This is a genomic window from Methylobacterium ajmalii (assembly GCF_036448855.1).
Lineage (GTDB): Bacteria > Pseudomonadota > Alphaproteobacteria > Rhizobiales > Beijerinckiaceae > Methylobacterium > Methylobacterium ajmalii.
Map to the genome: position 1 here is coordinate 65,369 of NZ_JAZFXT010000060.1, position 20,968 is coordinate 86,336.

General features: G+C 74.4%; 21 protein-coding genes. 6 read left to right on the plus strand and 15 right to left on the minus strand.

Features of this window, described 5'->3' with window-relative positions:
- Window positions 1-5 precede the first annotated feature (5 nt).
- Genes V3T34_RS24645 through V3T34_RS24655 form a run of 3 tightly spaced genes read right to left on the minus strand, consistent with a single transcriptional unit; the run spans window position 6 to window position 1,887 of the window.
- Window positions 6-830 (minus strand): metal ABC transporter permease, encoded by an 825-nt coding sequence (locus V3T34_RS24645; RefSeq protein WP_091888735.1) that lies wholly within the window; start codon window positions 828-830, stop codon window positions 6-8.
- A gap of 38 nt (window positions 831-868) precedes the next feature.
- On the minus strand, window positions 869-1,726 hold the full coding sequence (locus tag V3T34_RS24650; protein ID WP_305077157.1) for a metal ABC transporter ATP-binding protein: 858 nt from the start codon (window positions 1,724-1,726) through the stop codon (window positions 869-871).
- The gene (locus V3T34_RS24655; protein ID WP_305077158.1) at window positions 1,726-1,887 is read right to left on the minus strand and encodes a hypothetical protein; all 162 of its coding nucleotides are present in this window, start codon (window positions 1,885-1,887) and stop codon (window positions 1,726-1,728) included. Before V3T34_RS24655 ends, V3T34_RS24650 begins: the two co-directional genes overlap by 1 nt.
- Before the next feature lie 211 nt (window positions 1,888-2,098).
- On the opposite strand from V3T34_RS24655, the gene V3T34_RS24660 reads away from it, so the two are divergent.
- Both V3T34_RS24660 and V3T34_RS24665 read left to right on the plus strand, forming a co-directional pair.
- Entirely contained in the window at window positions 2,099-2,608 is a 510-nt protein-coding gene (locus V3T34_RS24660; protein ID WP_305077159.1) for a Fur family transcriptional regulator, read from the plus strand.
- Between the two features lie 236 nt (window positions 2,609-2,844).
- Window positions 2,845-3,297 carry a BLUF domain-containing protein gene (locus V3T34_RS24665; protein ID WP_305077160.1) on the plus strand — a complete coding sequence of 151 codons (453 nt, stop codon included), beginning with the start codon at window positions 2,845-2,847 and terminating at the stop codon, window positions 3,295-3,297.
- Window positions 3,298-3,337: 40 nt separating this feature from the next.
- Here the strand turns inward: V3T34_RS24665 and V3T34_RS24670 are convergent, their stop codons facing one another.
- On the minus strand, window positions 3,338-4,834 hold the full coding sequence (locus V3T34_RS24670; RefSeq protein WP_305077161.1) for an undecaprenyl-phosphate glucose phosphotransferase: 1,497 nt from the start codon (window positions 4,832-4,834) through the stop codon (window positions 3,338-3,340).
- Window positions 4,835-5,096: 262 nt separating this feature from the next.
- Between V3T34_RS24670 and V3T34_RS24675 the strand changes: the two genes are divergently transcribed.
- Window positions 5,097-6,401 (plus strand): MFS transporter, encoded by a 1,305-nt coding sequence (locus V3T34_RS24675; RefSeq protein WP_305077162.1) that lies wholly within the window; start codon window positions 5,097-5,099, stop codon window positions 6,399-6,401.
- A 58-nt stretch (window positions 6,402-6,459) separates the two neighbouring features.
- On the opposite strand, the gene V3T34_RS24680 is transcribed toward V3T34_RS24675, so the two are convergent.
- Window positions 6,460-6,780: an antibiotic biosynthesis monooxygenase family protein gene (locus tag V3T34_RS24680; RefSeq protein WP_048425756.1), complete on the minus strand. Its 321-nt coding sequence runs from the start codon at window positions 6,778-6,780 to the stop codon at window positions 6,460-6,462.
- Between the two features lie 504 nt (window positions 6,781-7,284).
- Between V3T34_RS24680 and V3T34_RS24685 the strand changes: the two genes are divergently transcribed.
- The gene (locus V3T34_RS24685) at window positions 7,285-7,707 is read left to right on the plus strand and encodes a helix-turn-helix domain-containing protein (protein ID WP_060846563.1); all 423 of its coding nucleotides are present in this window, start codon (window positions 7,285-7,287) and stop codon (window positions 7,705-7,707) included.
- Window positions 7,708-7,737: 30 nt separating this feature from the next.
- On the opposite strand, the gene V3T34_RS24690 is transcribed toward V3T34_RS24685, so the two are convergent.
- Window positions 7,738-9,075 carry a cobyrinate a,c-diamide synthase gene (locus V3T34_RS24690; protein ID WP_407942767.1) on the minus strand — a complete coding sequence of 446 codons (1,338 nt, stop codon included), beginning with the start codon at window positions 9,073-9,075 and terminating at the stop codon, window positions 7,738-7,740.
- A gap of 55 nt (window positions 9,076-9,130) precedes the next feature.
- On the opposite strand from V3T34_RS24690, the gene V3T34_RS24695 reads away from it, so the two are divergent.
- Complete coding sequence (locus tag V3T34_RS24695) at window positions 9,131-10,234, plus strand: cobalt-precorrin-5B (C(1))-methyltransferase (protein WP_060846561.1); 1,104 nt, start codon at window positions 9,131-9,133, stop codon at window positions 10,232-10,234.
- 70 nt (window positions 10,235-10,304) lie between these two features.
- Here V3T34_RS24695 and V3T34_RS24700 read toward each other — a convergent pair whose 3' ends face one another.
- From V3T34_RS24700 to V3T34_RS24715, 4 genes are all read right to left on the minus strand, one after another.
- Window positions 10,305-10,838 carry a GNAT family N-acetyltransferase gene (locus V3T34_RS24700; RefSeq protein ID WP_305077164.1) on the minus strand — a complete coding sequence of 178 codons (534 nt, stop codon included), beginning with the start codon at window positions 10,836-10,838 and terminating at the stop codon, window positions 10,305-10,307.
- 73 nt (window positions 10,839-10,911) lie between these two features.
- The gene (cobM, locus tag V3T34_RS24705) at window positions 10,912-11,700 is read right to left on the minus strand and encodes a precorrin-4 C(11)-methyltransferase (RefSeq protein ID WP_060846559.1); all 789 of its coding nucleotides are present in this window, start codon (window positions 11,698-11,700) and stop codon (window positions 10,912-10,914) included.
- Window positions 11,697-12,185: a cobalamin biosynthesis protein gene (locus V3T34_RS24710; RefSeq protein WP_305077165.1), complete on the minus strand. Its 489-nt coding sequence runs from the start codon at window positions 12,183-12,185 to the stop codon at window positions 11,697-11,699. Before V3T34_RS24710 ends, cobM begins: the two co-directional genes overlap by 4 nt.
- Window positions 12,185-13,429, minus strand: coding sequence for a bifunctional cobalt-precorrin-7 (C(5))-methyltransferase/cobalt-precorrin-6B (C(15))-methyltransferase (locus V3T34_RS24715; RefSeq protein ID WP_060846558.1), 1,245 nt, complete (start codon window positions 13,427-13,429; stop codon window positions 12,185-12,187). The genes V3T34_RS24710 and V3T34_RS24715 overlap by 1 nt, the downstream gene beginning before the upstream one ends.
- Between V3T34_RS24715 and V3T34_RS24720 the strand changes: the two genes are divergently transcribed.
- Window positions 13,428-14,183 (plus strand): cobalt-precorrin-6A reductase, encoded by a 756-nt coding sequence (locus tag V3T34_RS24720; protein WP_305077166.1) that lies wholly within the window; start codon window positions 13,428-13,430, stop codon window positions 14,181-14,183. The two genes, V3T34_RS24715 and V3T34_RS24720, sit on opposite strands and share 2 nt — an antisense overlap.
- Here the strand turns inward: V3T34_RS24720 and cobJ are convergent.
- The 5 genes from cobJ to cobN are packed head-to-tail and all read right to left on the minus strand — an operon-like array spanning window position 14,156 to window position 20,967.
- The gene (gene cobJ, locus V3T34_RS24725; RefSeq protein ID WP_305077167.1) at window positions 14,156-14,911 is read right to left on the minus strand and encodes a precorrin-3B C(17)-methyltransferase; all 756 of its coding nucleotides are present in this window, start codon (window positions 14,909-14,911) and stop codon (window positions 14,156-14,158) included. The genes V3T34_RS24720 and cobJ overlap by 28 nt on opposite strands.
- Window positions 14,908-15,699: a precorrin-2 C(20)-methyltransferase gene (locus V3T34_RS24730; protein ID WP_060846556.1), complete on the minus strand. Its 792-nt coding sequence runs from the start codon at window positions 15,697-15,699 to the stop codon at window positions 14,908-14,910. The genes cobJ and V3T34_RS24730 overlap by 4 nt, the downstream gene beginning before the upstream one ends.
- Window positions 15,699-16,331: a precorrin-8X methylmutase gene (locus V3T34_RS24735; RefSeq protein WP_305077168.1), complete on the minus strand. Its 633-nt coding sequence runs from the start codon at window positions 16,329-16,331 to the stop codon at window positions 15,699-15,701. The genes V3T34_RS24730 and V3T34_RS24735 overlap by 1 nt, the downstream gene beginning before the upstream one ends.
- Window positions 16,328-17,704 carry a nitrite reductase gene (locus tag V3T34_RS24740; protein ID WP_305077169.1) on the minus strand — a complete coding sequence of 459 codons (1,377 nt, stop codon included), beginning with the start codon at window positions 17,702-17,704 and terminating at the stop codon, window positions 16,328-16,330. The genes V3T34_RS24735 and V3T34_RS24740 overlap by 4 nt, the downstream gene beginning before the upstream one ends.
- A complete protein-coding gene (gene cobN, locus V3T34_RS24745) occupies window positions 17,701-20,967 on the minus strand; it encodes a cobaltochelatase subunit CobN (protein WP_305077170.1) in 3,267 nt (1,088 codons plus the stop codon). Before cobN ends, V3T34_RS24740 begins: the two co-directional genes overlap by 4 nt.
- Window position 20,968 lies beyond the last annotated feature (1 nt).

Here is a 20,968-nt window from a genome sequence, read left to right on the forward strand (position 1 = left end):
GGCGCTCACGCCTCCAGGTGGCGGGCCGGGATCAGCCGCCAGACGAGGCCGCCTCGGGGCCCGAGCAGCATCGAGGCGAGATAGAGCGCGCCGGCCGCGAGCACGATCGCCGGACCGGTCGGCAGGCTGGCGTAGTAGGAGACCAAGAGCCCCGCGACGCTCGCCATCAGCGCCAGGACCACCGAGGCCGGCAGGAGGCCGCTGAGGTCGACGGCCCAGAACCGGGCGGTGATCGCCGGCAGCAGCATCAGCCCGACGGCGAGCAGCGTGCCGAGCGCCGCGAAGCCGCCGACGAGGTTGAGCACCACGAGCGCCAGGAAGGCGTAGTGCACCGGCCCGCTCGCCCGGCCGACCGAGCGCAGGAAGAGCGGATCGACGCATTCCATGACCAGCGGCCGGTAGGCGACCGCGAGGCCGATGAGCGTCACCGTGGAGATGCCGCCGAGCAGCACCAGCGCATCGTCGTCGAGCGCCAGCACCGTGCCGAACAGGATGTGCAGGAGGTCGATCGACGAGCCGCGGGCCGAGATCAGCAGTACGCCGCCAGCCAGCGAGATCAGGTAGAAGGCCGCGAGGCTGGCATCCTCGCGCAGGACCGTCGAGCGGGCGACGAGGCCCGAGAGCATCGCCACCGCGAGGCCGGCGACGAGGCCGCCGAGGGTCATGGCGGGCAAGGACAGCCCGGCCCACAGGAAGCCGACCGCCGCGCCCGGCAGGATGGCGTGGCTCATGGCCTCGCTCATCAGGCTCATGCGCCGCAGGGTGAGGAAGACCCCAACCGGGGCGGCCCCCACCGACAGGGCGACGCAGCCCGCGAGCGCCCGGCGCATGAAGGCGAACTCGACGAAGGGCGCGGTCAGGAGGTCGATCACGCGGCGTGCCCGTGGTTGTGGCGGCCGTGAGGGCCGTTGTCGTGGGATGCGTGATCGTGGGATCCGTGGTCTTGCGGCCCGTGGGCATGGGGCTGCGCCGGAGCGCGGCAGACCGGCGCCTCCTCGTCCCAGGCCTCGCAGAGCCGGCGAGCCCGCCGCAGGTTCTCGGGCGTGAGCGCGGTGGCGGTGGCGCCCCAGGCCACCGCCTCGCGGGCGAGCAGCAGCGTCTCGGGGAAGTGGCGGGCGACCTGGTCGAGGTCGTGCAGCACCGCCACCACGGTGCGGCCCTCGCCGTGCCAGCCGTGGACCAGGGCGAGCAATTCGTCGGTGGTGCGGGCGTCGATCGCCGCGAAGGGCTCGTCGAGCAGGATCACCCGCGCGTCCTGGAGCAGGACCCGGGCAAAGAGCGCCCGGCGCAGCTGGCCGCCCGACAGGGTGCCGATCGGCCGGCGCTCGAAGCCGGTGAGACCGACCGCCGCCAGCGCCGCCTCGACGGCGCCGCGATGCCGCCCGAGCGAGCGCCACGGCCCGACCCGGCGCCACAGCCCCATCGCCACGAGGTCGAAGACGCCGATCGGGAAGGCGCGGTCGATCTCGGCCGCCTGCGGCAGATAGGCGATGTCCTGGCGGGACAGGCCCGAACGGACGACCTCGCCCTCGAGCGGGCCGATCTCGCCCATGATGCCCTTGAGCAGGGTCGACTTGCCGGCGCCGTTCGGCCCGACCACCGCCGTGAGCGAACCGGGGCGGAACGTGCCGTCGAGGTGGTGGACCGCCGGATGCCGGGCATAGCCGAGGGTGAGGCCGCGGAAGGCGAGGGCGCCGCCGGGCGCGGGGCGGGGGAGGGGCGCCATCACGCCGTCGCCCAGCCGATCAGGCCCCAGACCGCGAGGGCCGGCAGGGTTGCCAGGGCGAGGCGCGGCCCGAGGCCCTGCCGCAGCAGGGAGAACGGCGCCGGCAGGCGGCGCGGGACGGCAGTGTCGGCCGGCGCGGCGGGGCCATGATTGTGCGGCATCGGCGATTCGTCGCTTCGGGTCCGGGGCGCGCCCTCGGCGGGCGTCGTCGCGGACCCCATATGGGGGACGGCCGGGTGCCGCCCAAGCGCCGAGCGTTACACTGTAACAGGCAGGGCCTGTCAACCGCCGCCGGGTTGCGGTAGGCCAGCCGCACGCGGCGGCTCGGGGGCGGGGAACGCGGCGGGGAAGCGCATGGAGGCGGGGAAGCGCATGGACGAGCACGAAACCTGCGGGCATCACGGCCACGCGCACGACGCTCACGGCCCGGCCCGCACGGCCGACCTCGTGGCCCGGGCCGAGCGGCTGGCGCAGGACCTCGGCCTGCAATTCACCGCCCTGCGCCGGCGCACCCTGGAGGTCGTCGCCGAGGAGGGCCGGCCGCTCGGCGCCTACGACATCGCCGAGCGCCTCAGCGTCCCGGGCAAGCGCGTCGCCGCGGTCTCGGTCTACCGTGCCCTCGACTTCCTCACCGAGCACGGCCTCGTCCACCGCATCGCCAGCCGCAACGCCTTCGTGCCCTGCGAGCACGGCCACGGCGCCGGCGAGAGTGCGGTCTTCCTGATCTGCCGCAGCTGCGGCAGCGTCGACGAGACGATCTCGGCCGAGATCGAGCGCAGCCTCGACCGCACGCTGGCCGAGGCCGGGTTCAAGCCGGCGAGCCGGATCGTCGAGATCGAGGGCGAGTGCGGGGCATGCCAGGGGCGGGCGGAGGCCGGGTAATCCGGCACCTCATCCCCAGTTCTCGCGCTGTTTGCTCCATGTTAAGTTCGCCCAATCGACGTCGTTCGTCGATCGGCAGGAACCGTTAATGCTGTCGAACGACGTTTTGTCGTCACTCGATCGTCCCGCCCCATGTTCCCGCTCATGCCGGACGCGCGCATCGTGACCGGCCCGCGATGACGGCCCCGGACGCTCACCCGAGCGCTCCGCCCTCGGGCCGGTGGAGTGAAGCGTCGATGATCCATCAGCTCGTCTATTACAGCCGCAACACCGTGCCGGGCGGCGACCGCGCCATGCTGACCAACATGCGCGAGATCCTCTCGGTGTCCCAGCGCAACAATGCCCGCGACGCGATCACGGGCTTCCTGATCTTCGACACCCAGTGGTTCGTGCAGATCCTGGAGGGCGAGCGCGGCAAGGTGACGGAGACCTACAACCGCATCGCCCGCGACCCGCGCCACGCGAGCGCGACGATCCTCAACGTCCGCGACGTCGCCGCGCGGCTCTTCCCGAACTGGACCATGGGCGGCGCGATGCGCTCGCCCGACGTCCAGGAGATCTATCTCGGCCACGGCTTCGGCGGCCCGATCGACCCGACCCGCCTCAAGTCCGACCAGGTCGTCGCCCTCGCCCTCGACCTCCAGGCCTTCGAGGAGAGCCGCCGCCAAGGCCGGCGCCTGGCGAGCTGAGCGCCCACGGGACCCGCCTCCAAGCGGGTCCCTGTCCACCTCAATACGCGTTCCGGAACGCGCTCCGCGCCACCACGGTCATCACCAGGATCCGCAGGTCGAACCACAGCGACCAGTTGTCGATGTAGAACAGGTCGTGCTCGACGCGCCGCTGCATGTCGGCATCGGTCAGGGTCTCGCCGCGCAACCCGTTGACCTGGGCCCAGCCGGTGATGCCGGGCCGCACGTTGTGGCGGCGGGCGTAGAGGGCGATGCGGCGCTCGAAACTGCGGTCGTGGGCGACCGCGTGGGGGCGGGGGCCGACCAGCGACATGTCGCCCCGGATCACGTTGAGGAGCTGGGGCAGTTCGTCGAGGTTGGTGCGGCGCAGGATGCGGCCGATCCGGGTGATGCGGTCGTCGTCCCGGGTCGCCTGCCGGAAGGCGCTGCCGGCATCGGTCCGCATGCTGCGGAACTTGAACACCCAGAACGCCTCCTGGTTGAAGCCGTAGCGCTTCTGGCGGAACAGGCTCGGGCCGCGGCTGTCGAGGCGGATCAGGATCGCGATCAGCAGGAGCAGCGGGGAGAGCGCCACTAGGGCGAGCGAGCCCACCACGACGTCGAAGGTGCGCTTGGCGGCGATCTCGACCGGGGAGAGCGGCGCGCGACCGACATTGATGCCGGTGAGGAGGCCGACCCGGCCGACCCGGACGTCGCTGAAGCGGTCCATCACCCGGCCCGGCCGCAGGTGCAGGGCGACCGGGACCCGCAAAAAGGCGTCGACGCAGGCCTCGAGGTCCTCGACCTCGGCCCAGGGCACGAGCACGAACACGTCGTCGGGCCGCAGGAAGCGCACCACCGAGACGCTGAGGTCAAGATCCTCCGCGAGCTGGGTCCGGCGCGCCTCCTGGTCGCCGCCCTCGGGGGCGTTGCGCAGGGTGCTGACGCCGATCACCCGCAGGCCGAGCGCCGCGGTGTCGTGGGTGGCGTAGAAGCTCGCGACGTCCTCCTCGTAGCCGATCAGGTGGATGCGGCGGGCCGAATCGGAGCGCGGCGTGATCAGCCGGCGCACCAGCCCGACGGTGACGAGGCGGGTGGCGACGAGGGCCGGCAGGCCGGTGAGGAAGGTGGCGAGCGCCGCCGCGCGGGAATGGTCGCCGGTGGTCTTGCTGAGGAAGCCGAGGACCAGCACTACCGCCCAGGCGGCGAGCCACAGGCTCACGACCCGGCGGAAATGCGGGGCGCGGGCGAGGTAGTTCTCGATGCTGTACTCGCCGCGCGCGACGTTCGGCAGCACCACGAACAGGCCGAGGAACAGCCCGACGGCGAGCGACGGGCCGAGCTCGGGCTGCCGCTCGTAGGTGACGAGATGGTAGGTTATCTCGCAGGCGAGCCCGGTGATGGCCACGGCGGCGAGCTCGGCCAGCGCGGCGGCGGCGGCGATCGCGAGGCGCAGGGCGGCCCGTCCGCGCCGGGGGAGGAGCGCGTTCCAGACCGCGCGCGCCTCCGACGAGGCGAGGTTGGCGCTGCCGTCCTCCGGGAACCGTTCGTGTCGCATGGCGAGATGACCCGTGACCGCGTCTGTGCCGCCTCGGAACGGGCCGGGTGGGAGCGTGCCGTTATCGCACATTCCCTATCCCGTCACCGGCGGTTGCAGAAAGCGTGAGCAAGCCCGGGACCGCGGGCATTCCAGACCTGCGGCCCGCGACGGGACGGGGGCGCCGGGCGGGTGTATGGGACGCTCGGCCGTAACCCCTGGTTCGACAGGCGGCGCGGCGGGAGGCGGCCGGCTCGATGGCCGCCCGGGGAGGCGTCAGGCGATGGATGCGACGGCGAGCGGCGCGCGGGTGAATGCGACGGGGGAGAATGCGGCGATCGAGGCCGTCGCGGCGCCGGTGACCGGGCCGCCGCAGGCCGCGCCGGCGACGGCCATCGTCGCTCCGGCCGCGACCGGGCCGGCGGCCCTGGTGCTCGGGGGCCTGAGCCTGTCGCACCTCCTCAACGACATGATCCAGTCGCTGCTGCCGGCGATCTACCCGCTCCTGAAGCAGAGCTACGCGCTCGACTTCGCCCAGATCGGCGTGCTCACCCTGGCGTTCCAGCTCACCGCCTCGCTGCTGCAACCGGTGGTCGGCCTCGTCACCGACAAGCGGCCGATGCCGTTCTCCCTCGCCGCCGGCATGCTGCTGTCGCTCTGCGGCCTGCTGCTCCTGTCCCATGCCGGGACCTACGGGCTCCTGATCCTGGCCGCCTGCTGCGTCGGCCTCGGCTCGGCGATCTTCCACCCGGAGGCCTCGCGGGTCGCCCGCCTCGCCTCGGGCGGGCGCTACGGGCTGGCCCAGTCGGTGTTCCAGGTCGGCGGCAATGCCGGCTCGGCCCTCGGGCCGCTGCTCGCGGCCTTCATCGTGGTACCCCTCGGGCAGGCCAGCGTCGCGCTGTTCGCGGTCGCGGCGTTGGCCGGCTTCGTGGTGCTGTCCCTCGTCGGGCGCTGGTACCGCGAGCGGCTGCGCACCGGGGCGGCGCGCCCGCGCAAGGCCGGCACCGGCGGGCGCGACCTGCCGCGAGGCAAGGTTGTCGCCACCATCGCGGTCCTGCTGGTGCTGATCTTCTCCAAGTACTTCTACATGGCGAGCCTGAGCTCGTACTTCACCTTCTACCTGATCCACCGCTTCGGCGTGTCGGTGCAGGAATCGCAGCTCTACCTGTTTGTGTTCCTCGGTGCGGTCGCGGCCGGCACGGTGGCGGGCGGCCCGATCGGCGACCGGTTCGGCCGCAAGGTGGTGATCTGGGGCTCGATCCTCGGCGTGCTGCCCTTCACCCTGGCGCTGCCGCACGCCAACCTGTTCTGGACCGTGGCGCTCACGGTGCCGATCGGCCTGATCCTGGCCTCGGCGATGCCGGCGATCCTGGTCTACGCCCAGGAGCTGCTGCCCGGGCGCGTCGGCCTCGTCGGCGGGCTGTTCTTCGGTTTCGCCTTCGGCATGGGGGGCCTCGGCGCCGCGGTGCTGGGGGAGGTCGCCGACCGCACCAGCATCGAGTTCGTGTACGGACTCTGCGCCTTCCTGCCGGCGGTCGGGCTGCTTGCGGCGTTCCTGCCGCGGCTCGAGGCGCCCCGCGCCGCCTGACGACGCGGGCGGGGCTCGGGGCCCCGCCCGTCGGATTCCCGCTCCGGACGGTTCCGGCTCAGTCGTTGCGGGCGACGGTCTGGATCGTCTCGAAGCCCTCGAATTGCGGGTGGCCGAGATAGAGCGGCTTCGTCCCCGGGGCGCGGCTATGGGCCTTGCGGAACTGCTCGGAGCGGGTCCAGGCCTCGAAATCGGCCTTCGAGGACCAGATCGTGTGCGAGGCATAGAGGATGTGGTCCTCGGCCTCCGGTCCGCGCAGCAGGTGGAACTCGACGAAGCCCGGCATCTCGCCGAGGTGGCTGTCGCGCCCCAGCCAGACCTGCTCGAAGTCCTGCGCGGCGTCCTTGTAGACCTTGAACCGGTTCATGGCGATGAACATGGCGGGCATCCTTCCGGGCTTCCTCGGGCTCGGCCGTTGAGATGGGGGCCCCGTCGCTATCGGCAAGGTGACCGGCAAGGTGACCCGCCCGGGCCTGCCCCGGAAGCTCCGGCACGCGACCTCCGGTTAGGTGGGATCTCAGTAATTTTTTTAACCTCTGTTCCCTTGGGGAATTCACTCGGAGCGTGTAGACGTGCGTTGGGTTGCATGTCAGACCCAGGCCCGCTTCCTCGACCGTGACCGAAGCGGCCTAGGCAGACGGAATGACTGGTCATCGGCCCGCCGGACGCGCCACAAGTGGCGGATCGTCCGGCGCGAGCCCGGAAGGCATTGAAGGGCGGACCGGAGGCGAGGCGTCTTCGCCGCCGGCCCGAGTGGAAGCCGCGAGGCCGCCGGTGCGTCACCGCCCCGGTTGTCCTTGCGGGCAAGGACGACGCGGGACGGCGGCAGCCCGGGGATCGGGCCGGAGCCTCCGACAGGCCAGAACGAAGACGTTGAGGACCGATGCCCAAGCAAACCACTGAGGTCGATCGGCTCGTCGGAGTCCGCATCACGGCCCTGCGCAAGGCCAAGGGACTGAGCCAGACGGCCCTCGGCAACGCCGTCGGCGTCACCTTCCAGCAGGTGCAGAAATACGAGAAGGGCCAGAACCGCGTCGGCGCCGGCCGCCTGCGCGAGATCGCCCGTCTGCTCGAGGTCCCGGTCTCGGCCTTCTTCGAGGACCAGGCCGGCGGTGACGGCAGCGACGACAACGTCTTCGGCTTCCTGAGCGCCCAGGGCGCGATCGAACTCCTGCGCGCCTACGTGCAGATCGAGGACGAGCAGCTGCGCCGCGAGGTGCTGGCGATCGTGCGCTCGGCCGCCCGCCTCGGCCGCTCGGCCGCCGCCGCCGCGAGCGTCGAGGCGACGGCCACCGCCGCCGAGTAGCCGGCCTCCGACACTCTCGTCCGGTCGCGGTCAGCGCAGCCCGACGAGATGGAAGAAGCTGCCGCTGACCCGGCCGCGCCGGTGCCCGGCGAGCCCCAGGGGGCGCCCCTCCGCATCCGTGACCTCGGCCAGGGCCTCGTCGGTCCCCGGCGGCGGCGTGAGTTCGCTCGCGTAGTGGAATTCATGCCCGACGAGGCCCTGGCCGGTCGTGCCGAGGGAGCCCGCTCCGAGGAGCGTGGCGATCCGGTAGCCGAGGTGCAGGCGCCGCCGCGCGTAGGACGTCGCCACCGGCAGGAGCCCGGCCATGCGGTAAGTCGTCCCCTCGGCATCCTCCAGGCTCTCGCCCAGCACCATGTAGCCGCCGCACTCGCCGTGGACCGGCCGCGTCCCGGCGAAGGTGTGCAGCCCGTCGAGGAAGCGGGACGCCGCGGCGATGCGCCCGGCATGCAATTCGGGGTAGCCCCCGGGCAGCCAGCAGGCGTCGCAGCCGGCCGGTGGCGCCTCGTCGGCGAGCGGCGAGAACGGCACGATCTCGGCCCCGGCCGCGCGCCAGCCGGCCTCCAGATGCGGGTAGACGAACGAGAACGCGGCGTCGCGCGCGACCGCGATGCGCTGCCCGGGCGGCGGCGGCAGGATGCCGGTCGCGGGGTCGGGCACCCGCCCGCCGGCGGCGGCCACCACCGCGTCGAGGTCGATCGAGGCCTCGGCCAGCTCGGCGAGGCGGTCGAGGCGGGCCTCCAGATCCTCGGTCTCGCCGGCCTGGATCAGGCCGAGATGGCGCTCCGGCAGCACCAGGGACGCCTCCCGCGGCACGGCGCCGAGGACCCGAACGCCGATCCGGGCGAGGCCGACCTCGACGAGGCGGCGGTGGCGCGGGCTCGCGACCTTGTTGAGGATCACCCCGGCCAGATGCAGGCGCGGGTCGTAGGCCCGCACCCCGAGCGCCGTCGCGGCGGCCGATTGCGCCGCCCCCGAGACGTCGAGCACCAGCACCACCGGCCAGCCGTAGCGGGCCGCGATGTCGGCATTGGCGCCGCTGCGGCCCTCTTCCGCCACGACGCCGTCGAACAGCCCCATCGAGCCCTCGGCCAGGACCAGCTCGGCCGCCTCGCCGGCCCGGCCCGCCACCGCGTCGAGGAGGGCGCCGTCCATGGCGAAGCTGTCGAGGTTGTAGCTCGGTCGCCCCGTCGCGGCGGCGTGGAAGGCGGGGTCGATGTAGTCCGGCCCGCATTTCGCCCCGGCCACCGCCAGCCCGCGCCGGCGCAGGGCTCGCAGCAGGGCGAGGGTCACGGTGGTCTTGCCGGACCCGGAGCGGGCGGCGGCGACGAGAAGGCCACGGGCGGGGCGTACGGTCACGAAGGCGTCCATCTGTCGAGCGCGCGGCGCGCATTCACCGCGCCGCCGCTGGGTGATACCACGCCGCATGGATGCGACACGACCTCGGGAGACCCTGCGCCGCGGCTGGACCACGGGCGCCTGCGCGGCGGCCGCCGCCAAGGCGGCCTATGCCGGCCTCGTCACCGGCCTCGTCCCGGATCCGGTCGAGATCCCGCTGCCGAGCGGCGCCCGTCCGACCTTCGCCCTGGCACGGAGCGGGCTGGTCGATGGCGGGGCCTTCGCCGGCGTCGTGAAGGATGCCGGCGACGATCCCGACGTGACACACGGGGTCCTGGTCCTGGCGACGGTCCGAAAGGGGCCGCCAGGCTCCGGCATCGCGTTCCGGGCCGGGCCCGGCGTCGGCACCGTGACCCGGGCCGGGCTGCCGCTGCCGGTCGGCGAGCCGGCGATCAACCCGGCCCCCCGCCGGATGATCGCCGCCGCGATCGCCGAGGCCGCCGCCGGCCTCGGCGGACCGCCCGACGTGGTGGTCGAGGTGTCGATCCCCGGCGGCGAGGCCCTGGCCCAGAAGACCCTCAACCCGCGGCTCGGCATCCTCGGCGGCCTGTCGGTGCTCGGCACGACCGGGGTGGTGGTGCCGTATTCCTGCGCCGCCTGGATCGATTCGATCCATCGCGGCGTCGACGTCGCCCGGGCCGGCGCCCTCGACCACGTCGCCGGCGCCACCGGCTCGACCTCGGAGGAGGCGGTGGCGCGCCTGCACGGCCTGCCCCCCCAGGCGCTGATCGACATGGGCGACTTCGCCGGCGGGATGCTGAAATACCTGCGCCGCCACCCGGTGCCGCGGGTCACGGTGGCGGGCGGCATCGCCAAGATGGCGAAGCTCGGCCACGGCCTCCTCGACCTGCATTCGCGCTCCGGCCCGGTCGACCTCGCTTGGTTGTCGGAGCGGGTCGTCGAGGCCGGGGGCGCCCCCGACCTCGCCCGCCGGGCGGCAGGCGCCAACACCGCCCTCGAGGTGCTGCGGCTCGCGCAAGGCAGCGCCCTGCCGCTCGCCGACCTCGTCGCCCGCTACGCCTGGGCCACCGCCGCGCGGGCATTGGCAGGCTCGGGCAGCTCGCTCGAGGTGGTGGTGTTCGACCGGGAGGGCGGGCTGGTCGGGCGGGCGCCGTTCCATCCGGTGGGGTGAGGGGCGTTGCAGGCCAACTATTGGGACAGTCGGCGCCGAGTCCCAATCGAACCGATCGTCTCGGTGGGCGTCAGAGGCGATCGGCGAGGCGTTGCAGGCCGATTGCGGAGGCGGGATCGGGCCAATGATAGCGAAGCACCGGCCGGTCGCCACCGCCGGGAACGGAGTGCCGGCTTCGCTCGACGATGACACCTCCGCGCCGCTCGTAGAAGCGACGGGCCGGCTCGTTCTGCTCGAAGCACCACAGGGTGATCCCCGAATCGGGGTAGCCTTGCAGGGACCAGTCGGCCGCGGCTCCGAGCAGATCCGTCCCCAAGCCTCGCCCCTTCGCCGTGGGGAGGACATGGAGATTGTCGATCAGCGTTCCCCAGCGCTCGTCATCCGCCCCGACCGCGCAGACGAAACCGACCGGCCCGTCGACGTCCTCGGCGATGAGGGCGGTCACGTGCGGCTGGTGCGGCCCGAGGCGGCCGGTCCATGCTTCCAGCCGCTCCTCCTCGATCGGACCGGAGAGAAAGTCCGGATCGAGGATCCCGCGATACGCGGCCCTCCAGCTCGCCGTGTGGATCCGGGCGAGCACGGCTACATCGGCGTCGGTGGCCATTCTCATCCGCATGAACGAACTCCACCGACGGCGTGCAAAACCCGCAACGGCCGGGAGCCGTCGCGAAACCGGGTCAAGCCGACCGGGGGCCGGTGGGTACCGTCACGGCGCCGCCCGGCCTGAACCGCCGGTCGTAATCCACCGCATAGAGCGCGCTCTCGCGGAACTCCGTCGCCCCGAGCGCCGGGCCGACCAGGATCAGCGCCGTGCGCTCCAGTCCCGCCGCCGCGACCTGATCGGCGATGGTGGACAGGGTGCCGCGCAAGACCCGCTCGTCCGGCCAGGTGGCGCGGAAGACCACGGCGGCCGGGCAGTCCGGCCCGTAATGCGGGATCAGCTCGGCCGCGACCGTCGCGACGACGTGGATGGAGAGGTGGATCGCCAGCGTCGCCCGGGTCGCCGCGAAGGCGGCGAGGCGTTCCGTGTCGGGCATCGCCGAGGCGCGGCCGCTGGTGCGGGTGAGCACCACCGATTGGGCCAGTTCCGGCACCGTCAGCTCGCGGCCGAGCACCGAGGCGGCGGCGGCGAAGGAGGGGACGCCGGGGGTGAGGTCGTAGGGGATGCCGAGCCGGTCGAGGCGGCGGGTCTGCTCGGCCACCGCGCTCCAGATCGAGAGGTCGCCGGAATGCAGCCGCGCCACCTCGCGGCCGGCCGCGTGCGCCGCCGCCATCTCGTCGATGATCGCGTCGAGCGACAGGGGGGCGGTGTCGACGATCCGCGCGCCGGGCGGACACCAGGACAGGATCTCCGGTGCTACCAGCGAGCCGGCATGCAGGCAGACAGGGCAGCGGGCGATGAGGTCGCGCCCGCGCACGGTGATGAGGTCGGCGGCCCCGGGGCCGGCGCCGATGAAGTGGATCATGACGAAAGGGCGTCTCCGCTGGCGGCGAGCGCGCAGGTGGCGCCCGCCGAGGCGATGCGGGGCAGGACGAGGCGGCCCTCGGGCCCGGCCGCCGCGAGGGCCGCGGCCTCGGCGAGCGAGCCGACGCCGCGCAGGGCCTCGATGCGGACCGAGCGGGTGACGACCCGCCGGCCGGCCTCGCGCAGGGCTTCGACCCCGATCGCGACGAGGGGCACGCCGAGGGTCTCGGCCGCGGCCCGGATCGCCGGATCGTCGGCCCGGTCCTCGGCGGTGGCCAGCGCCGCGAGGTGCGCCCCGGGGCGATCCGCCTGGCGCAGGCCCTCGGCCAGCAGGGACAGGATCTCGTCCGCCGTGGTGGCGTGGCGAAAGCCGATTCCCGCAACGAGGGCGCGCGGCGTCGCGGGAGCAGGCGTGCGGCCGGGGCCGTGCTGGATCGCGGGCGGCGGGGCCGAGCCCGGCACCCGGGCGTGCAGGATGGGGCCCATCACGGCTTTGCCAGCGCCCATTGCGTCACCGGCATCGCGGTGCGCCACCCGGTGAGGTGGCCGACCGGCTCGGCCCGGGCGATCGAGAGGCGCCGCAGGGTGCCGCCATGCTCGGCGTGGCAGCGCAGCAGCAGGGCCTCGCTCTCCAGCGTCACCGCGTTGGCGACGAGGCGCCCGCCGTGGGGCAGGGCGGCGAGCACCGCCGCGACCAGGGCCGGATCGGAGACGCCGCCGCCGATGAAGGCGGTGTCCGGCGCCGGCAGCCCGGCGAGGCTGTCCGGGGCGCGGCCGACCACGACCTGGAGGTCTGGCACGCCGAGGGCGCGCGCGTTGCGGCGGATGCGGCCGGCGCGCTCCTCGCGCGCCTCGATCGCGACGGCGCGGTTCGCCGGATGGCGCAGGCACCACTCGATGCCGATCGAGCCCGAGCCGGCGCCGACATCCCACAGCAGCTGGCCGGCGCGGGGGCGCAGGGCCGACAGGGTGACGGCGCGGATCTCCGCCTTGGTGAGCTGGCCGTCGCTCTCGAACCAGGCGTCGTCGAGGCCGGGGCTGAGCGGGATCACCTGGGCGTCCGGCTCGGCCACGACCTCGACCGCGATCGTGTTGAGCGGGTCGATCTCGTCCTGAGAGAACGTCGCCGCGAGGCCGGTGCGGCGGCGCTCCCGCGGCCCGCCCATCGCTTCGAGCACGGTGAGGCGCGAGCGGGCAAAGCCGCGCTCGCTCATCAGCGCCGCGAGTTTTTTCGGTGTGGAGCCGTCCCAGGACAGGACGAGGAGCCGGGCGCCGGGCTGGAGATGGGGGATCACCCGTTCCAGCGCCCGCCCGTGCAGGGTCAGGCAGGCCACCTCGGCGAGCGGCCAGCCGAGGCGGGCGGCGGCGAGGCTGAAGGCCGAGGGCTGGGGATAGGCGACGATCTCGCCGGCCGGCACCAATCGGGCGAGCTCGGCGCCGACGCCGTAATGGAACGGGTCGCCGGTGGCGAGCACGCAGGTCGGCTGCCCGCGCCGGGCGAGGATCGCCGGGTATGCGTCCGAGAGCGGGCTCGGCCAGGCCAGGGTCTCGGCGGAGAGCGGGCCGGCCAGTTCCAGGTGGCGTCGCCCGCCGATCACGAGCCCGGCGCCATCGAGGGCGGCGCTCGCGGCCGGCGACAGGCCGGCCCGCCCGTCCTCGCCGATGCCGACGACGGCGAGCCAGGGAGCGACGCTCGACACGGGGAGAACCTCAGGCGACAAGGCGGCCATGCGCATCCTCATCCTGGGCGGCACCACCGAGGCCGCCGCGCTGGTGCGGCGGCTCGCCGACCGGCCGGACCACGACGTCACCTTGTCGCTCGCCGGGCGCACCACGGCGCCCATCGCCCTGCCGGTGCGCACCCGCATCGGCGGATTCGGCGGAGCGGAAGGACTGGCGGCTCATCTCCGCGAGCACCGCATCGCGGCTTTGATCGATGCCACGCATCCCTTCGCCAGAATCATCTCGCGCAACGCCGCGGCGGCGAGCCGCGAGGCCGGCGTGCCGCTCCTCGCCGTGCGGCGCCCGGCCTGGGCCCGCGCGCCCGGCGACGACTGGCGCGAGGTCGATTCGGTGCCCGACGCCGTGCCGGCGCTCGGCGAGGTCCCTAAAAGGGTGTTCCTGACGGTCGGGCGCCTCGAGCTCGCCGCCTTCGCGGCCGCCCCCCGGCACCGCTACCTCGTGCGCACCATCGAGCCGGTCGGCGACGCGCTGCCCGGGATCGACGTGACGGCGATCGAGGCCCGCGGGCCCTTCGGCGCCGAGGACGAGGCCGCCCTGATGCGCGCCCACGGCGTCGAAATCCTGGCGACCAAGAATTCCGGCGGGGCGGCGACCTACGGCAAGATCGCGGCGGCCCGCAGCCTCGGCCTGCCGGTGGTGATCGTACGCCAGCCCGCGCTGCCGGAGGTGGCGCAGGTCTCGCGGATCGACGACGTGCTGGCCTGGATCGACGCTCATCGGGCGACCGAGCGCGGGGTGTAGACGAAGGGCGCCGCGCCCTCCCGCGGGATCAGCCGGGTCGCGCTCGCGCCGATCATCACCAGCGTCGCCATGTCGGCGGAGGCCTCGCGGGCCTCGGCGAGCGTCAGGATCCGGATCGCCTCGTCCGGCCGGCCGACGGCGCGGGCGAGGATCACCGGGGTCTCGGGCGCGCGGTGCTCGGCGGCGAGCGCCAGCGCCGCGCCGAGCTGCCAGGGCCGGGCCCGGGAGATCGGGTTGTAGAGCGCGATCACCAGGTCGGCGGTCAGCACGGCTTCGAGCCGGGCGGTGATGACCTCCCAGGGCTTCAGGTTGTCGGACAGCGAGAGGGCGCAGAAATCGCCGCCGAGCGGCGCACCGATCCGCGCCGCTGCCGCCAGCATCGCGGTGATGCCGGGCTCGACCGTGATGGACAGCGCGCGCCAGGCTGGATCGCCCGCCTCCAGCGCCTCGAACAAAGCCGCCGCCATGGCGAAGACGCCCGGATCGCCCCCCGATACCACCGCGACCCGGCGGCCGGCGGCGGCGAGCTCGAGGGCGTGGCGGGCCCGGTCGACCTCGACCCGGTTGTCGCTGGCGTGGCGCGTCAGCCCCGGCCGCTCCGGCACCCGGGCGACGTAGGGAAAATAGCCGATGAGGTCCTGCGCCGCGTCGAGCGCGGCTTGCGCGGCGGGCGTGAGGTAGCGCGGATCGCCCGGCCCGAGGCCGATCACCGTGACGGAGCCGCTCACGGCCGGCGGCCCTCGCCCGGTACCAGCACCATCGAGAAGTAGGGCGCGGCGTCGTCCGGCTTCTGGCCGAGCGGCGTCACGCTCTCCCCCGCCATGGTGCCGCGCTCGACATAGACCGCGCGGTCGATCAGCCCGGCCTCGGCCAAAGCCGCGCGCACCTTGGGCAGGTGGCGGCCGAGCTTCATCACCACGGCGGCGTCGGTGGTCTTCAGCCGCGCCACCAGCGTCGCGTGCGGCAGGGTGGCGGGGAGCACGGTCAGCACGTCGTCGCCCCAGGTGATCGGGGTGTTGGCCCGGGTCCAGCAGCCCGACATGCCGGTGACGCCCGGCACCACCTCGACCGGAAACCGGTCCTTCAGGCGGCGCCACAGATGCATGAACGAGCCGTAGAAGAAGGGATCGCCCTCCGACAGGATCGCCACGTCGCGGCCCGCCGCCAGCACCGCGGCGAGGTCGTCTGCCGCCTCGTCGTAGAACGCCGCGAGCGCCGCCACGTAGGCCGGATCCTCGGGGTGCAGCTCGGTGGTGTAGGGGTAGGGCAGCGGCCATTCGCGGGCCGCGTCGTGCACCACCGCGTCGGCGATGGTGCGGGCGTTGCCGCGCTTGCCCGCCTTGCAGAAATGCACGAGGTGGTGGGCGCGCTCCAGCACCCGCACAGCCCGCACGGTGAGGTAGTCCGGGTCGCCCGGCCCCATGCCGACGCCGTAGAGCGTGCCGGTGACGGCCGCGGGCGGGGCGGACGGAATCTCGGCCGGGTCGGCCTTGGGGAAATCGGACGGGCCGTCCATCACTCGACCTCGTTGGCGAGCGCGTTGACGGCCGCCGCCGCCATGGCGCTGCCGCCGCGCCGGCCGCGCACCACCAGGAAGGGCACGCGCCCGTCCGCGGCGAGCGCATCCTTCGATTCGGCGGCGCCGACGAAGCCGACCGGGATGCCGATCACCGCGGCGGGCGGCGCCACGCCCTCGTCCAGCATCTCGAGCAGGCGAAACAGCGCGGTCGGCGCGTTGCCGACGGCGACGATCGACCCGGCGAGCCGGTCGCGCCACAACTCCATCGCGGCGGCGCTCCGGGTGGTGTCGAGGGTCTTGGCGAGGTCCGGCACCCGCGGGTCGGACAGGGTGCAGATCACCTCGTTGCCGGCCGGCAGACGGGTCCGGGTGACGCCGTCGGCGACCATGCGGACGTCGCACAGGATCGGGGCGCCGCGGCGCAAAGCGCCCTCGGCGGCGTCGGCGAAATCCGGCGACAGATCGATGTCGGCCGGCAGGTCGGTCATGCCGCAGGCATGGATCATCCGCACCGCCACCCGCTCGGCGGCGCCGTGGAAGCGGCTGAGGTCGGATTCGGCGCGGATCATCGCGAAGGAGCGCGCGTAGATGGCGGCGCCGTCGCGGATGTAGTCGAGGCGCGGGGTCATGCGGGCTCCCGGAAGGCGTCTCTGAGGCCGGACTCGGCCTGTGGGCTGGACAATTCGCGAAGGCTCTCTAGCCGCTCCAGCACGGCACCGAAAGTCAGGACAAGGTGCTGGTCGGCCCCGGCGTGGCCGTCCAGTACCACCCCGTAGCGGCCGTCGGGCCGGCCGACCAGGGTCAGCGTCGCGGGGCCGGGATGGGCGCAGCCCTTCGGGCAGCCGGAGACGTGGGCGGTGGCTCCCTCCCGGGCGAGAGCCGCGAAGGCGGCGGCGAGGCGCGGCGCGTCGCCCTGCGCCGGGGTGCCGCCCGACGCGCAGGCCGGCGCGCCGGGGCAGGCCGCGACGGCGCGACGCGGATCTGCGGGATCGACGATCAGGCCGGCGGACGCGGCCTCGTCGTGCAAACGCGCGGCACTGGATTCGTCCCGCGCCGTCAGGGCGATGCCCCGGCTCGGCGTGAGGGCGAGGTGGCCGTCCCCGTAGCGCTCGCTCCACCCTGCGAGGCGGTCGAGAAGGGCGGCATCGCAGCGGCCGAAGGGCAGTTCGGCGAGGAGCGTGCGGCCGTGCAGGCCGGCGGGATGCACGATGCCGGCCGGCGGCGCATCGCCCCGTTCGAGGCCGTCGAGGAGGGTGCCGCGTGCCGCGTCGGGAAGCGCGCGCATCCGGCGGGCCCCCGAGGCGGCGAGGCCGTGCAGGAGCGTGCGCAGGGCGGCGAGCGCGGCGGGGGCCGGCATCGGCGCGAGCCAGAGTGGGGCGGCCGGGGTTGCGATGGCGAGCTGGAGCGCCGGAAGAAGCGTGTCTTGGGCGCCTTCCGACATCGCTCGCCGCCATGTGCGCGTCTCCTCTCCCCGCCCGCTGGGAGAGGAGAAAACTCGCGCCTGAGACGGCGACATCGAGGTGAGGGGGCACCTTTCGTCGAATGCCACCTGCACCCAGACATCCGCCTCGACCGGCCCGAGCCCGCCCGCCGCATCCTCCACCGCCACCAGGGTCTTTGCCGGCAGCCCCGCGATCTCCCGTCCGATCGCCTCCACGGCCGCGACCACGGCGAGGACATCCGCCCCCGCAAGCGGCGCGTCGAGGGTCAGGCGCTGCGGTCCGCCGTCCTGGCGCGCGTCGCCGAGGCCTGCCGCCGCGAGAATCCCGACCACGCCTCCGTGGCTCTCCGCCGTCACGCCGCGGATCTGCAGGTTGCCCCGGGCCGTCACGTCGAGGAGGCCGTTCCCGCCCTCGCGGGCCGCACGGGCCGCCGCGCGAACCTGCCCGGCCGAGAGCCGGCCGGAGACCGGGTGGAGGCGCACGAGGAGCCCGTCGCCGGTCGGCATCGGCCGGGCGAGGCCGGGGCACCAGCCGCGGCGGGGCGCCGGGTCCACGCTCATTCCGCGGCCTCGCGAGGCTCGAGGGCGGCGAGCGAGTTGCGCCGGCTCTGCCACAGGCCGCGGTCGCGCAGCTCGGCGAAGCGGGACCGGAGCGCCTCGGCGACGCCGGGATTCGCCTCCTCGATCGCCGCCAGCACCTCGGGGTCGCCGAGATAGGCGTCGTAGAGCCGGTCGATCTCGGCATCCGCCACAGCGTCCGTGGCCGCCGCCATGACGAAGACGGCGTCGAGCCCCTGGGCCAGTTCCTGCGCCCCGCGCCAGCCGTGGCGGAGCTGCGCGGCGATCCAGCGCGGATGGGTCAGCCGCCCGCGCACCAGGCGGGCGACGTCCTCGCGGGCGGTGCGGGCCTTCGGCGCCTCGGGCCGGCTGGTGTCGAGGCTGTAGAGCGCGGGCGCCGCCCCGAGCGAGGCCGCCGCGGCCGAGAAGCCGCCCATCGCGTCGGCGCCGGCATCGCCGTCGAGAAGGTCGCGCTCGGCGACGTCGAAGGCGTGCAGGTAGGCGTCCGCCGCCGCGACCCGGGCGGCGAAATCGGCATCCTCCGCTCCCGTCGCCTCCGCGGTGGCGTCGAGGTAGGCGCGGGCGAGGTCGCCGCGCCCGGACCACTCGCCGTCGAGGGCGAGCGACGCGGTGCCGGCACCGTAGCGGCCCGGCGCGGCGCCGAAGACCCGTGCGGGCGCCTCGCCCCGGCGGCGGGCGGCCGCCAGCGGGTTGTCGGCATCCTCCTCCTCGCGCGACGCGACCGCCCGGGCGGCCCGGTCGAGGAGCGCCAGGGTGTCGGGAAAGGTGTCGCGGAAGGCACCGGACACCCGCACCGTCACGTCGATCCGCGGCCGGTCGAGAAGGGCGAGGGGCAGCACCTCGAATCCGGTCACCCGGGTCGAGGCGTGGTCCCAGGTCGGGCGCACGCCCATCAGCGCGAGCGCCTGCGCCACGTCCTCGCCGCCGGTGCGCAGAGTCGGAGAGGCCCACAGGTCCATGACGAGGCGGGCCGGGTACTCGCCCTCGTCCTGCAGGTAGCGCCGCACCACCTCGGCCGCGGCCTTGTCGCCGAGCATCGTGGCGGCCCTGGTCGGGAGGGCACGGGGATCGAGGGTCGCGAGGTTGCGCCCGGTGGGCAGCACGTCGGCCCGGCCGCGGGCCGGCGAGCCGGCGGGCCCCGGGGCTACGAAGCGGCCATCGAGGGCGGCGAGCAGCCCCGCCCGCTCCGCCGGCCCGCATTCGGCATGGGCCTCCGGCGCCTCGCCAAAGACGTGCAGCCCGTCGCGCATCGTCACCTCGGCGAGGTCGCACAGATGCGCGTCGAGGGCGGCCAGCGCGTCGGGCATCGGGGTGTCGCGGTCGATGCCGGCCGCCGCCAGCAGCCCCGAATCTCCGGCCCGCTCGAGGATGCCGCGGGCGATCAGGGCGGCGCGGCGCGGATCGAGCACGGTGGCGGCGGAATACTCCTCGACCAGCTCGCGCAGGGTGGCGGCCTCCGGGTCGAGCCCGGCAGCCGCCGTCTCGGGCGGCAGGTGGCCGATCGTGACGGCGCCGATCCGCCGCTTGGCCGGCGCCGCCTCGCCCGGATCGTCGACGATGAACGGATAGACCACCGGCAGCGCCCCGACCGCGAGGGCCGGCCAGCAGGCGGGCGAGAGCGCCACCGCCTTGCCGGGCAGCCACTCGGTGGTGCCGTGGGTGCCGAGATGGATCAGCGCATCCGCCTCGCCGCGCAGGGCGAGGTGGAACGCCAGGTAGGCGTGGCAGGGCACCGCGTCGGGGTCGTGGTAGCCGGCCTTGCGGTCGCCCTTGTGGCCCCGGTCGGGCTGGAGCGCCACCAGCACCCGGCCGGCCCGCACCGCCCGGAACCGGAAGGCGCCGTCCCGGACGCTCGCGTCGTCCGCAGGCATCCCCCATTCCGCGGCGAGCGCCGCGCGCGCCTCCGCCGGCAGCCGGGAGCGCCAGGCCTCGTAGGCGGCAAGCGGCACCGCGAGGTCCGGCGCATCCTCGGTGAGCCGGCGCATCAGGGCGTCGGCCTCGGGGATGTCCGTGACGGCGTAGCCCTCGCGGCGGAGCAGGTCGAGGATCGCCGTCGTGCTCGCGGGCGTGTCGAGCCCGACCGCGAATCCGGCCCTGCCACCCCGGGCCGGGTAATCGGACAGGACGAGGGCGAGGCGGCGCTCTCCCCGCGGGATGCCGGCGAGGCGGGCCCAGGCGGCGGCCCGGTCGGCCGTGGCGGCAATGCCGGCGAAATCCGGCACCGCCCGGCGCTCGCGGAACCCCTCGACCTCCGGCGCCTCCTCCTTGTGGGAGATCGGGAAACCGGAGAGGCGCCCGTCGAATTCCGGCAGGGCGACCTGCATGGCGAGGTCGGCGGCGTTGAGCCCCCGGGCGGAGGCCGCCCAGGCGTCCCGGCCCGAGCCGACCGTGAAGGCCTGGACCACCGGGCAATCGGCGACATCGAGGACGAAGCCGGCATCGTCCCGGGCCGAGAAGGCGGTGGCGGCGACGATCACGGCGGGCCGGTGCCGGGCCAGCGCGTCGCGCACGACCGCCACCGCCTCCGGGTCCTTCAGGCTCGCGACGGCGACGATGGTGGGGCTGAGCCCCCGCTCCCACAGGGCAGCGGCGAGTGCGGCAGCCGGCGCGGTATCGCCGCCGAGAATCGCCGAGCGATAGACCAGCACCAGGGCGCGGGGCAGGGGCGAGGCGGGGCCGAGCGCGTCGAGGGGGCCGCAGCCCGGGCACCAGGCGAATCCCCGCGGCAGGGCCCGGGGCGGCGTGGCGACGACCGGCCGGCCGAGCTCGGCGGCGATCCGGGTCAGGAGCCCGCGCAGGTTCTCGATCCCGCCGGCCCGGACGTAGCCGTCGAGGGCGTCGCGCAGCTCCGGCGCGACGGTCGAGATGGCGGCCAGCCGCGGATCAGGCCGGTCGCAGCCCGGCAGCACGACGAAGGGGATACCATGGGCCCGGCAGGTCTCGGCCAGCCGCTCGAGGCCGTAGCGCCAGTAATCCATCCCGCCGAGGCAGCGCACCAGCACGAAGCGCGCCCGGGCGATCACCGCGTCGGCGTAGAGGTCGACGGAGAGCGGGTGGCGCAGCTGCGCCATCTTGGCGAGCCGCAGGCTCGGCCAGTCGCCGGACAACGACGCGTAGGCGCCGGCGAGTCCGGCGAGGTCGGAATCGGTGAAGGACAGGGCGACGATGTCGCCGGGCGCCTGGCCCAGATCGACCGCCGCCTCGCCCTCGTCGAGGGAGACCGTATCGACGCGCAGCAGGTGCATC

What these genes read in the sequence shown, in the direction of transcription:
- V3T34_RS24645 (WP_091888735.1), bottom strand. Translation starts at nt 830, where the DNA reads ATGCGCCGGGCGCTCGCGGGCTGCGTCGCCCTGTCGGTGGGGGCCGCC.
- V3T34_RS24650 (WP_305077157.1), bottom strand. Translation starts at nt 1,726, where the DNA reads ATGGCGCCCCTCCCCCGCCCCGCGCCCGGCGGCGCCCTCGCCTTCCGC.
- V3T34_RS24655 (WP_305077158.1), bottom strand. Translation starts at nt 1,887, where the DNA reads ATGCCGCACAATCATGGCCCCGCCGCGCCGGCCGACACTGCCGTCCCG.
- V3T34_RS24660 (WP_305077159.1), top strand. Translation starts at nt 2,099, where the DNA reads ATGGACGAGCACGAAACCTGCGGGCATCACGGCCACGCGCACGACGCT.
- V3T34_RS24665 (WP_305077160.1), top strand. Translation starts at nt 2,845, where the DNA reads ATGATCCATCAGCTCGTCTATTACAGCCGCAACACCGTGCCGGGCGGC.
- V3T34_RS24670 (WP_305077161.1), bottom strand. Translation starts at nt 4,834, where the DNA reads ATGCGACACGAACGGTTCCCGGAGGACGGCAGCGCCAACCTCGCCTCG.
- V3T34_RS24675 (WP_305077162.1), top strand. Translation starts at nt 5,097, where the DNA reads ATGGATGCGACGGCGAGCGGCGCGCGGGTGAATGCGACGGGGGAGAAT.
- V3T34_RS24680 (WP_048425756.1), bottom strand. Translation starts at nt 6,780, where the DNA reads ATGTTCATCGCCATGAACCGGTTCAAGGTCTACAAGGACGCCGCGCAG.
- V3T34_RS24685 (WP_060846563.1), top strand. Translation starts at nt 7,285, where the DNA reads ATGCCCAAGCAAACCACTGAGGTCGATCGGCTCGTCGGAGTCCGCATC.
- V3T34_RS24690 (WP_407942767.1), bottom strand. Translation starts at nt 9,075, where the DNA reads ATGGACGCCTTCGTGACCGTACGCCCCGCCCGTGGCCTTCTCGTCGCC.
- V3T34_RS24695 (WP_060846561.1), top strand. Translation starts at nt 9,131, where the DNA reads ATGGATGCGACACGACCTCGGGAGACCCTGCGCCGCGGCTGGACCACG.
- V3T34_RS24700 (WP_305077164.1), bottom strand. Translation starts at nt 10,838, where the DNA reads ATGGCCACCGACGCCGATGTAGCCGTGCTCGCCCGGATCCACACGGCG.
- cobM (WP_060846559.1), bottom strand. Translation starts at nt 11,700, where the DNA reads ATGATCCACTTCATCGGCGCCGGCCCCGGGGCCGCCGACCTCATCACC.
- V3T34_RS24710 (WP_305077165.1), bottom strand. Translation starts at nt 12,185, where the DNA reads ATGGGCCCCATCCTGCACGCCCGGGTGCCGGGCTCGGCCCCGCCGCCC.
- V3T34_RS24720 (WP_305077166.1), top strand. Translation starts at nt 13,428, where the DNA reads ATGCGCATCCTCATCCTGGGCGGCACCACCGAGGCCGCCGCGCTGGTG.
- V3T34_RS24715 (WP_060846558.1), bottom strand. Translation starts at nt 13,429, where the DNA reads ATGGCCGCCTTGTCGCCTGAGGTTCTCCCCGTGTCGAGCGTCGCTCCC.
- V3T34_RS24730 (WP_060846556.1), bottom strand. Translation starts at nt 15,699, where the DNA reads ATGGACGGCCCGTCCGATTTCCCCAAGGCCGACCCGGCCGAGATTCCG.
- V3T34_RS24735 (WP_305077168.1), bottom strand. Translation starts at nt 16,331, where the DNA reads ATGACCCCGCGCCTCGACTACATCCGCGACGGCGCCGCCATCTACGCG.
- V3T34_RS24740 (WP_305077169.1), bottom strand. Translation starts at nt 17,704, where the DNA reads ATGAGCGTGGACCCGGCGCCCCGCCGCGGCTGGTGCCCCGGCCTCGCC.
- cobN (WP_305077170.1), bottom strand. Translation starts at nt 20,967, where the DNA reads ATGCACCTGCTGCGCGTCGATACGGTCTCCCTCGACGAGGGCGAGGCG.